Annotated in this window: 1 protein-coding gene (only partly in view); it reads right to left on the reverse strand. The window is 66.5% G+C overall.

Every position in this 12,550-nt window falls within one protein-coding gene, locus OHB12_RS08035, for a GNAT family N-acetyltransferase, read on the reverse strand. The gene is 97,350 nt long; 31,616 of those nucleotides lie to the left of the window and 53,184 to its right, leaving coding positions 53,185–65,734 in view — codons 17,729 (complete) to 21,912 (partial); reading right to left, the first codon wholly in view occupies positions 12,548–12,550. Both codon boundaries (start and stop) fall beyond the window edges.

Here is a 12,550-nt window from a genome sequence, read left to right on the forward strand (position 1 = left end):
GCTCATCGGAACGCGGTTCGCCGTCCGTGTCGGCATCTTCGCCAGGGCGGACGAAGGCCGTTCGGACCCGCGCGCTGATTTCCGTCATCAGCTGCCTGACGTCGTCCACTGCAAGACCCAGCTCTGTGCTCACCTCCTCCGGCGGCCAGCGTTCGGCATAAGCCAGCACCGCGACATGCACGGCAAGGTCTGGGTCCGGTAGGTCCGACAGCGACTGTCGCAGTCGCCGCGCGAAGTCGGGATCCGTGAGCAGTGGCTCGGGCTGTTCGCTCGCATCGGCTGGATGTGATTCGGGTTCGTCGCCGATCGGCGATTCGGACGCGTCGGCAGCAGCTCTTCTCCGACGGGATCCGTACTCGAGGCCCGTCGGCTCCATCGAAATTTCTCGATCACCGAGCCACTCACGCGCCTCGGTGATCTTGGTGGGTTCGATCCCCAGTTCCAGAGCCATCTCGGCATCGTCGGGCGTCGCGCCGGTTTCCGCGCGACGTGCGGTGATGTATTGATCGACCGCGCTGATTACCCGCCGTAGTCCATGACTCACGCCCGGATACCGCTTCTCGAAGTGTGCCCGGCGTATAGCATGGCGCGCCGACGCGCGAGCGGCGGCCGGGAAATTTCCTGGAGGGACGAAGTTGAGGATCGCGGTCATAATTCCCAAGGCGGCCTCTTGCTCGTTTTCCCGCCACTTTCCGTCCGGTGCCCTCCAGTGGCGCGATTCTGCTGTGGCGATCCACGCGTATTTTTCGAAGATCTCGTTGAGGAGCCTCGACTCCTCGGGCGACCTCGGGCGTGTGGCGATCAGGTCACAGAACAAGCGGGTGTCGACCTCATCCGCCGCCTCGGCATCGGATCGGCGATAGTGCCGATGCAGCACCGCCATCAGTACGTTGTTGGAGAAACCCAGGGCGTCTCGAAGCTCCCGAAGGGAGCGCAACCTTGGTTTCTTGTGAGTCTCTGCGTGTTCGACCCAACCCATCGTCTTTTCGGCACGTTCGGCGAACTCCACCAGTGTCATGCCGTTGTCCAGTCGAATTGCCCTGATCCAGTCATAGACCGATTCATACTCGTCCGGCGGCGGGACGACTATCTCGCGGTCCGGCTCGACATGATCGGCGAGATACTGTGCCGGGACGCCCGTTTCCTCGGCAAATTGCTCCCATCGGCTAGTCCGGGAAGGGGTGGTGAGATAAAAGCGTCGCAATACCCCAGCCAATACCTCGTCCGGAACCGAGACATTCCGCAAGCTTCGTAGAAACGCGGTGCCGGGTGTGATGCGACCCTCCACCGCTCGAATCATCGACTGCGAAGTATCGAGGCTCGCGGAAAATTCCCGCTGAGACATTCTACGATACAATCGCACAGCCCTCACCCAGTCGTGCACGGATTCATATTCATCGGGGTCGGGAATTTCCTCCCTGTCCGGATTCATGCGATATCCGTATCCCCACGCCGCAGCCAGGTCGTTCCACGGCCCGGCACGGCGCAGGACACGATCGTAGAACTTGAGCAGGACGAGTTCGTCGATAGTCGCTCTCGTTCCGTTTTCCTGACCCCGTATCGTGGAATCCGAAATGCCGACGATACCTCGCAGCCCTGTTCCGTTCAGGCGCCGGAAGTATCGCAAATACTCACCGAACGAATCAGCAGCATACGGGCTCGGGAACAGAAGGGATTCTCTCGGCAGGTAAGGGAAGCACTCGGCAATCTCGTTATAGGTCACGTGGTGGCTGAGCCGGATCTCCGCCAGCACGGACTCGATCACATTCTTTCGAGGAAGAACCTTGCCCAACTCCCAGCGGGCGACATCGACGTGGTTTTTGCCGACATGTTCAGCGAACGCGGTTTGAGGCAATCCTTCGGAATTTCGCAAGAATCGGATGTACTGTCCGATGTGGTCATAGCCTTCCGGGTAGGCGGCGGCGCCGTCTCTCGTCAGTAGTGCCGGGTACAGTCGGGCGGCATCGGTGTAGGTGCGCCGGGCATCGGGGACCCTACGCAGCAGCGCTCGGACCGAACGCGCATCCAGTTGGCCGTGTCCGCGCTCGGCTGCTTCCCATGTTCCGGGCGGCGCGGCCACGAACTCGTCCATCCGATCGGACGTGACGCCAAGGAACCGGCGGACCTCCGCCAGCCAGACCGGCGCGTCGTCATCACGCGGTGCAGGGAAGGGCCCGGTCGGCGCGGCTTCGATCCGCGCCGCCTCCAGCCCAGCACCCGCCAGCCATCGATCCACCTGGGAGATTTCCAGATGATGCATGTCGATGTAATCGGTGAGGCTTTGACCAGGCCCGCAGTCGTCAGCCGATCGCCCACAGCACCACTCCAGAAATCGCTTCTCTTCCACAGATTTCGGAGCCGGTTCCGCTCCGGTTGTCGAGGCAGTCTCGGTGAAGGCTCCTTCTCCTGGATCGTCACCGCTGTGGTCCACCGGCCTCGGATCCCGGCCGAACGTCCGATCGCCCGGCAGCGGGGAATCCCCGTCGCCCAGACCCCGAACAATCTCGCCGTTCTCGACCACCGTCGCCCACACCTGCGTCGGCTCCAGACGATCCAGATCCGCAACCCAAGTCTCGAAGTCGACACCCTCCTGCCCCGGTCGGACCACCACGACCCGACCACCACCGCAGTGCACCAACAACACCGCATGGCCCATGCCGGACTCGCCGTACACCTCGAACATCGCCGCCGCCGCACCGGCCTTCTGCCCCACCAACGCCGCCACCACCGCAGCCCTATCCGCAAACTCCGCCGGCTCGACAGGCAAGGCCCTGTTGATCCGACCACCCGACGTCCCCTCGAGCCCCGCCTCGCCCAGCACCTCCCAGTTCACCAGCTCGGTCCGGGTCTCGGCTTCCAAGCCCGCCAGCGTCACCTGGACACAATCATTGACATGCCCCTCCGCACCATGTGGAATCCATGGCTCCGGGCGGTCGACGGTGCCGTCGCCCGGGGTATCAGCTGCCGCTGGCTCGGCCCGTTCGGTGGCGCGGATTTCGCCGGCGATCCCGGTGACTCGAGCAACCTGTGCGGTCAGCCGGCGAATCTCACCGACGGACCCCACACCTTGCTCGAGTTCCGCGTGGGCATGCTGCAACGCCGCCTCGGCCACACCGATCTGCCCGGAACGGGCCCGCAACGCATCTGCTTCGACGAGCTGCCGAGAGATGCCGCGCATCAATTGCCAATAGAACTCGAAGTTCCGCAGCTCTTGTCGCCGCCAGATATCCGGCTCCGTTTGGCTGTAACGGGTCATCGCGTCGTTCAGCACGCGCAATTCCTGCTCGTCGGGCATTGCCGACAGCGACACACCGAGCGGCTCGGCCAATGCCGCACGCGCCTCGGCGTACTGCTGCTCCCACCACTCCCGCATCGGGGATCCTGCCTGCAGCAGCTGCGTCACATTCACCGGAAACTCCCGGGCGTCCAGCGCGGTGCGGATGTCCCGGTGAAGCTCGGCGACCCGTTCGTCGGTCACATCGCGCAGCACGGCCAGCCGGGCGAGTTGCTCGGCCACCGCTGTCTGCGCTGCCGCGGCGACCGCAGCGGCTTCGCGTTGCGCAATGCGGGCGGCGGTTTCCACGGTCAGCGCGGTGTCGACTTCGTGCTCCAGCTGCCCGACCCGGACCGTCAGCCGCTGTCGCAGCGCCACCGCATCGACCAATTCACCGAGCACCAGCACCTGCTCGACGGTCCGGTGCAGCTCCGGGTCTGCGGATCGATCGAGCAACTGTCCCAGCTGCTCCGAGGTCAGTTCGTCGACGGTGGCCGCAAGGTCGGGGTTTTCGGCTGCGTGCAGCAGCCGGGCCAGTTCGCCGCGGGTTTCGTCGAGCCTGCCCTGGACCTGGTCGGGTGTACGCGCAGCTGTATGCGCAGCGAACGCGGTCCGCCACGTCTCGTCGGAGCCGGCAAGTTCTTCGTAGACTTCGATCAGGCCGTGGATGTGCGTCGAGACCTCGTGGCGGTGTTTCTCGACGCCATACATCCGCCCCAGCAGGGCGTCGACTTCCGCGAGCTGCGCGAAGACCGGGCTGCCGTATAGGGCTTCGGTTTTCAGCGTGTCGATGCGGCGCAGCCGAGCGTCGGCGGCGACGAAGCGGGTCAGCACGGCCAGCACCCGGTCGTATTCGCGCAGCCGCTGCACCGCTGCGGCGCCGCGGTGAGCGGCGGGCAGGCGGTGCAGCGCGGCAGGGGCGAACCGTGTTCGTGCCAACCCGGTCCGGGTGACGAGTTCGGTGACCAGGCCGGCGCGCTCTTGGCGCAGTCGGGCCAGTTCCGCCGCACCCAAGGTGCCGGTGTCGACCCGGATCTCGAAGAGCCGGGACAGCTCGACGATCTCCTGGCGGCTGGTCCCGGTGTCGAGCAGTGTCTCGTACCGTAGCCGGGCCAGATTGTCGCCCAGAACTTCACCGATGCCGTCGAGCGGCGGGCGGTACGGATCAGTCAGCTGGTCCAGCAGCCCGTCCATTTCGCCGGCGTTGGACACCATCGAATCGGTGTTCTCGAAGAACTCGAGCAACACCGGCAGGCCTTCCAGCTTGTCCGCCAGATCGGTCAGCGTCTGCGCCCGCTGCCGTTCGGCCACCACCTTGTGCGCCAGCTCCGGGTACGCCTGCATCGCCTGCGCCGGCTCCGGGTCGACCGCTGACTCCTGTGCCACCTCCCGGGCCCGGGCAACGAGTTCGGCGGTCCCGACAGTCTCCGGGAGATCGAGCAACATCAGCAACCGTCTGGCAATCTCATTGCCCAACAGCCGCAGGTGCTGCCGGTTGATCTGCACCCCGTCCCAGGGTGCGGTCTCGATGTCCACCTGGTAATCAGCCGGGTCGATCACCCGCTCTCCCACCCGCGGCAGCTCCAGCGAGGTCCCCATACGCCACCGGATCGCCCTGGCGAAACCGCCGAGCGGAGCCGCAGCCCTGGCCCACTGCGCCAGTTCATCGGCCGACCCCACGCCACGCTCCAGATCCCGGTGCCTGCGCAGCAGGTCGAGTTCCAATGCCTCCAGGCGCTTGGACATACTGTCCAGACGCTCGGCGTGCAGCACGATCGCCATGGTCAGGTAGAACGTGTGCATCTGCGCGCCGCGGCGCCCGTCCGCACCGCCGCGGTCCCGCAGCTCCCGAATGCCCTTGCGCAGCAGAGCGTCGTCGACCTGTCGGTCATACGTCCACTCGAACCAGTCGAACCGCTCCTCCAGCTCCCGGCGGATGGCGTGGAGCCGGGACTGCCATTCCGTGTTAGGCAGCGACCCACCGCTCAGCAACTCCGAGGCCAGCGCAGTGATGATGCCTTCGCGCAGCAGAGCGTCGTCGACCTGCTGCTCCTGTGTCCAGCCGAACCGCTCGGCCAACTCCTGGCGCAGCGCGTTCAGCCGGTCCGGCCACTCCACGTCGCCCGGCGACACGCCGGCCAGCAGCTCCGAGGCCAACGCGGTGGTATCGGCATACTCCGCGCTGCGCGCGAGCCGCCGCTCGAGCGTGCGTGCCAACCACACCCGCCGCTCGTCGGCATCCCGGCGCGCAGTCCCCAAGTCCGCCAACAGCATCCGCACCGCCGCGGGGTCCGACCACGACCGTCCCGCCGGGTAGTGCCGACTCTCCGCAGGAAGCTCGGCATCGTCCGTCGGGTTCTGGTCTCCCCGACCTGCATCGTCACCTTCCGGTGGGTCGGAGTTCGATTCGTTCGCGCCGGGGTCCCGGCCGAAGGACCGGTCGTCGGCCAGCGGCGACTTCGGGTCGCCCAGATCCGGCACGATCCGGCCGTTCTCGACCACCACCGCCCACAGCTGGGTCGGCTCCGGACGGTCCGCGGCCCAAGTGTCGAAGTCGATATCCGGCTGCCCCTTCCGGACCACCATGACCCGACCAGCGCCGACGTGTACGAATGTCGCCGCATGGCCCATGCCATGTTCGTCGTACACCTCGAAGATCGTCGCCGCGGCGCCGGCGTCGCGCCCGGCCAACTCGGCAACCACTGCCGCCCGATTCGTGAAACCGGGCGGGTGATGTTTCAAGGCGCGGGCAATCCGGCCACCGGACACGCCTTCCGGGCCTACCTCGTCCAGCTCGGTCCAGTCCACCAGTTCGGTCCGGGTCGCATGCTCCAAGTCGCGCAATGCCACCGGCACACAGTCGTTGCGGTGCCCGGGTTCAGTGTGCGGCACCCATACCGGCGGTTTGGGAACGTCGCCGGACACCGGCGGTGAGGATTCCAGGTCTTCCAGCCGATGCGCCAACAATTCGAGGTAACGGGTGGCGATCTTCGGGGAATTCACCAGATCATCGGCGCTCACCATTCGCATCTGTGCGGCCGGAATCAACTTGACCACGTCGGCGAAGGCATCGATACGGGTGCGGGCGATCCCGGAGAATACTGCCTCGAAGCGCAGATCTTCCAGATCCTGGCGCAGACTCTGCGGGGTAGGGGGGTTCTCCGTCCAATCCAGGGCGATCTCGCTCGACCTGGCCAACACATCGACCATCCGGTCGCCACGCAGCACGAGTGCGGCCAGGGCCTCCGCCGGCCCCGCCTCCGTCTCGGGCTGGACCTCGCCGTCCGACGCGTTCTGTTCCAACACCGTGAGATTGGCCAGCACAACCCGGAACCAGTCCATGCGGTCCAGCCGGGCGAACTCCGGCTCCAGCGCCATGATCCGCTCGCGGTCCGCCGCCAGTTCGGCTCGTGGTATGTCATGCCGGATCGGCTCATAGTTGTTGTTCATGAAACGGCTCATGAAGCCGGGCAGGGTAGGCGGCCGGGCCGACACGGCGTTATCGATCGGCACCGCGGCCTTGTTGTGTTCGTGAATCCGCCAATTGCCGTCCCGGGGACGGTCTCCGGCCCCGATGATGAAATCTCCCTTGCCCAGTGCTCGCCCGCTCGGAGTTTCCAGATACCGAATCCAGGCGTCCGCCAGAGCCTTGTCGGCGTCGATGCCAGGCACGTACTCCATCAGGACGACCCGATCACCGACCCGCACCACTGCCGGAGCGTGCACTCCCACTGCCCGCAGGACCAGGGACATCAATTCCTCGGCATCGGCTTCCGCAACGGTCGCGACCGTCTTCTCGACCGCCCGTAGGCCGGTGTCGTATCTGATCGCATGGACCTTTTCCGCCGATTTGCCGCCCGAGAGCGGACGGCGGCCGTCCTCGTGGGAAGTCGCCGCCAGTTTCTCGGCGAAGGAACGCTCGTCCACGAGATCGTTCATCCACGCAATGGCATCGGGATCCGTGTAGTAGCGCAGGCCCGACTCCTGCTCCGGCGCAGGCTCGCCGGTCATCCGCTCGCGCTGCAGCTCGCCCTGCTCATCGATCTGCACTCGCCAGTATTCGATCGGGACACCGTCGATCGGGACACCGTTCTCTTGCGCCCACTGCTGCAGGCCCGGCTGCGCGATTTCGAGCAACTGCCGCGGATCGTGCAATGGTGAGACGACAACGATGCGCGGCGACCGGCCCTCGACCAACCCGACACCCTCGCCGATTCGGGCGGCCCCTTCGGCGTCGATCAGCTCGCGGGACATCACCACGGCCAGCGCTTCGCGCACCGCGCGGGCATACTGCCGCGCCGGTTCGACATGATCGGCAACCAAGCGGAACCTAGCAGCCAACACCGGGATCGACATTGCATCGACCAGCACCTGTGCGGCCGTATCATCCACAACGAGTCTGCGCCTGACGGCTGCTTCCGCGGCACGGTGCTCATGCAGTTTTTCGGTCACTGCATATCGCACCTGCTCCAAAGTCAGATTCGCGGTGTCGATCCCGAGCTCATGGACCGGGCCCAGTGCAACGGCCAACACGTCATCGGCGTGCTTCGTCGCGGACTCGAAGGCCCGTCGCACCTTCGGGGGCAGCGGCTCGGCGTTCGACTGCTCGGGTAGGGTGCCGGACACCTCGGCGCCGGGGGGAATACGCGGCGGTGTCGAGCCCTCGCCTGGTGCGGCCTCCGCCACATCCGAACCCGCTCGATCCGCCGGCTCCGGGAGACCGGACCCGGTCGCGGCCGCATCCTCGGAGTCGGAGCGGAATGGTGATGTGCCGTCGCCGATGCTGGGCTCAGGCATCGTCTCGGCGGCCCGGTGAATCGCGAAATCCTCGTCGTCGGAACGCAGTCCGTACTCGCCGTCGGATCCCGCAACCACCGTCGGGTGGCCGTGTCTGTCCAGGAACACCGCCGAGACCGGATGGCCCTCGGCCGAGGGCACGAAGTCGGGCCGGAGTGCTCTTGCGCCCGGGGCGCGGTATTCGATGCGCACGGAGCCGCCGTCGGCAACGCGGCGCACCAGCCAGAACGGGCTGCTGCCTGCGGGGTCGAGCACGGCCACGCCCACCCCGTCACCGCTGCCGGGCACCATGTCGTCCAACTGCGCACCCCAGGCATCCAGCCGAGCTGCTGCCTCGGCTGCCCCGGACAGCTGCTGGGCCCGGTACCCGCCCAGCGCCCATTCCACATCGCTGAGCAGCACCTTGCTCGACCCGGGCGCGGTCAGCACCTTGATATCGCGGCGCCCGGTTTCGGCTCGGATATCTGCCACCAGCATCGGGACATCCTGGTTCGGCCGCACCGGCACGATCGGCCGGCGCCGCAGCCTGCGCAGGAAGTCACCGCAGCTGTCGGTCGGGTTGTGCCACTCCTCCCACCTGGCCAGGGTCTCCACCGGCGTCGACCCGTCCGTCACCGCCATTTCCCAGTCCAGCAGGCGCTGCGGGGCGGTCAGCGGCAGCGACAGGTCGAACCGGCCGGCCAGGGCTCCTTCGACCAGCGCGGTGGATTTGCGCACCTCGCGGCGCAGGATCCCGGGCTGGAAGGAACGTTCCGGCAGCTGCCCCCACCAATTCCGGAATCCTCGGCGGCCCTGGAGAACTCGACGCTTGCGGTAATGGGCATAGCCTTTGTCGAGAATCCGGGGCACCCGGCCGCTGAGCACGAATCCGTGCCCGGCGTCCTTGACGCTCAGCAGTTCCCGGTAGATGAGGGTGTAGTAGCCATCTCCGGTCAGCGAGTCCTGGTCGAAGGCGGTGAGATCATCGGCCCGCTTGCCGTCGACGAGGATGGACACGTAGTGGTCCGACTCGTCGGCGGTGGTGGTGCCCGCGATGACCGTCCGTCCGGAGTTGTCTCGGTCGTAGTTCCGCTGGATCCTGATGTCGCGCAGGTGGAACCGGTCGCCGTGTTCGGCGATGAAGTCGCGGATGGCCCGGTCCACCGACTCCAGCGCGCGCAGCGGGAAGGTGTCGTGCTGCCAGCCGTACAGCCGGATGTGGTGGTCGCGGTACAGCGCCCGGACCAGACGTGCCATTTTCACTACGTCGTCGCCTTCCAGCGTCGGATGCGTGCTGGAAGCACGCCCTCCTGACGTAAGCGACCCCGACAGGAGACCAGGCATCCTGCCCGCATCTGCGGCTGGAACCGCAGCGTTGTGCTGTGAATCAGGCTGGACCCGATCGTCGGATTCCGCGGTGCGCGTCGCCGGCTCGTCGAAGATCGCCCAGAGCTCGCCCGAGTTCTCCTGGCCGGCCACTGTGGCCCGGTCCATCGCCTCGAACACATTCGGATGGGGTTCGTGCGCTGCCAGCGCGGCGTACCACGTGTTGCGCAGGTAGGGCCGTTCGTCGAAGACATCCGCGATCTGCGGCCGGTGGCGGTCGTGCTCGACGGACACCTGCAGCGACCGGACGAGTTCTCCGGCACGGGTTTCGGTGCTGATCCGCAGCGTCAGCCGGACCTCGTTGTGGCCGGTGACCAGCTGCTCGAGCTGTGCGGGCAGGTTCGCCTTCCGTGCCGAATCGGCATACTCGGCTGCCGCCAGCACTGCGTCGATGCCCGCGGTGCGCACCATCGCAACCGCGGCATCGAGCTGTGCCGGATCCCGCCAGCCCAGCTCACGCAGCTGCTCGTCGAGCGCGTCGGCGACCGCAGCAACCGTATCCGCGTCCCCCGGCGCCAACCGCACGGTCAGGTCCGGATCGGTATCCGCCGGATTGTCCGGCAACGCGAGAACCGCCTTCATCCAGCCGCCATCCGGCTCCACGTCTTGCTCTCCCGGCAAGGGGTGGCCGACGATCTCGCGATCCCGGAACGACGGCTGTAGGCCGATGGCGACGTCTGCGAATTCGAAGCCGCTGAAGTCCGGTGCTTCGCCTTCGGCGAGCCGGTCGACCGGGCCGCCGTCCTTGAAGGCGAAGCCGTGGACGGCGATGACGTCCTCCGGGTGGTCCCAGTCCGTGTAGTCGCGTTCGATGCCGTCGTCGTCGATCACCGCGACCTGGTCGCCGACGAGCTTGAAGCAGACCGCGTGTGCGCCGACGGTCTTGGTCTGGAAGCCGTCGAAGACCATCACCGCGACCACCGCACCGCCGTTGGCCTGCAGCCAGTCGCGCAGGTCATCCAGCGAATTCCAGCCGTCCGGACGCGGTTTCGCGCGCAGCAGTTTCGCGGCCTGCCGGAAGGTGACTCCGTTCTGGCCGGCGTCGAAACCGGCCAGGTCGTCGGGAACTTCCATGCCCACGGCCCGCATAGCGGCCGGACCGGCCTTCGGCAGGCAGTTGGCGGGCAGACGGCGGTCGGAGTCCGGCAGCAGGAACTCGGTCGACCCCAGCGAAACACCGTCCGTGTCCACTGATGCCGAGGAGCGAGCGGCCATCTCGGCCAGTTCGGCGTCCAGTTGCCTGCCGATGCGGTCCCGCTGCCAGAACAGTTCACTCCGCAGGGTGGCTTTGCCGGCCAGTTCGCCGTAGCCGATGACCTTCCCGGCTGCGGCATGCAGCAGCGGCGAATCCGCCGGGGTCAGCATGTCCCGCACAGCAGGCACCTGCCGCAGCGGCAGCTTCCCGCCGACCAGCATGCCCTGCAGCAGCCCCGAATCCGATGCCAGGATCAGCTGTTCCAGTTCTTCCCGGGCCACTTCCCGCGCCCGCCGCAGCGCAGTCGGCTTACCGGGGTCGGTGGCCGGTACGCCGATCTCGCCGGCGATCGTCTCGTACTCGTCGCCCAGCGCGGTGATCCGACCGACCAGCTCGGACCGGTTCGCTATGAGTATCTCCAGGTGCTGCGCCCGATCCGCCAGCAGGTGCTGGTGCAGATCGGCGGCATCGAAGTCGACAGTCGCACTGTGTAATTCGTACAGGCCCTGGTATCGGTCGAGGACCGTGCGGTGCTCTTCGTTCACCGACTCCCGGTGCTGCCGCCAGCGGTGCACCGCGGCCGGGGTGACTTCCGCTGCGCCCCAATCCGGCAGCTGCGCCACCGCCTCGGCGGCCTGGGCGAGCGGTCCGGCCAGCACCGCAGCCTGTTCGGGCGGTTCCGGCGGAAGTTGCCGATCCGTCTCGTCGTCGAAACGGGCCCGATACGTTTCGCAGGCCTTGCGGTAGCGGGTGTTCGCCACGCTGCGCTGGATCGACGCCTGTTCCATCGCGGCCTCGGCGGCATCGATTCGCTGCACCAGATCGTCGGCGGCGACGAAATCGTCGAGCATCGGCAGGATCTCGTCCAGCTTCGCCATTATTTGCTTGGAGGCCAGCCAGTTTTTGCGGTCATCCGGCGTGAACATGTGGACCGGCATGTCCGCAATCCGGGCCGGGGTCAGCTGTTCCGGTGTGACACCGTCGAGCATCCCGGCCATATACGTTTTGCGTCGGTCGCGCTCCGCGGACAACCGAGTGCGCGTGCCGCGCAGATCCGTCCAGTTCACCGAAACACCTGTATCGCCGATGTCTGTGCGCTCCGCACTGCGCTTCGCGAGTGCCTCGGTGCGGGCGGCCACCACTCCGGCTCCCAGGGATGCGCCGGCGGTGTCCCGGACCGTTCCCACCGGACCCAATGCCACCGCCACCAAACCGGCTTTCAACTGTTCTCGCCGTTGTGCCAGCCGCTCGATCCCCAGTTTCGTTCGCCGTCGCTTTTCCCGCTCCCGAACATTCTTGGCGACATCGTCGAGTCGAGCAGCCTGTGCAATCAGCCCAAGGATATCGGCGGCGGATCCCACACCCTGCTCGAAGTTCGCCCGCGCCCCGCGCAGTGCCGCGGCGGCCGCGGCGATATCTTCGGCCCGTTCCTGCAGACCACGGGCTTCCTCAACCACTCGGATGATGTCGTTCAAGTATGCGAGCCTGCGTTCGGCATCGCTGACATCCGCGTCGAACAGATCTTGCGCAGTGGCACGCTCATCGAACCAGAAATGCCAGGTCGGTGACCCCGGGGTCAACAGATCCGGGATTTTCCCGATTTCCACTGCCTGTTCGGCATCGTAATCTTCGCGATACGCCTCGATATAGTCCTCGACGACCAGAAGCAATTCCTGCACTCCATCGCGCAGGTCGCGGCTCAGCGCGGCCAATTGCGGCGGCAGCTCGAACACCTCGGGTGTGATGGGCCAGCGCCCCCGGACCAGGGTGTCGACATCGGCGCGCAGCGTGCGGCGAAATTCTTCTGCCCGAACGAGGAGTCCCCGGATTACGTCCGGCTGCTGTTCCGCCATATCTTCGAGAAGTGCAGACTGCTCCTCGACTGCCGCTAGATCTTCGCCCAGACGGCGCAGTTCGGC

Source organism: Nocardia sp. NBC_01730, from assembly GCF_035920445.1.
Classification (GTDB): domain Bacteria; phylum Actinomycetota; class Actinomycetes; order Mycobacteriales; family Mycobacteriaceae; genus Nocardia.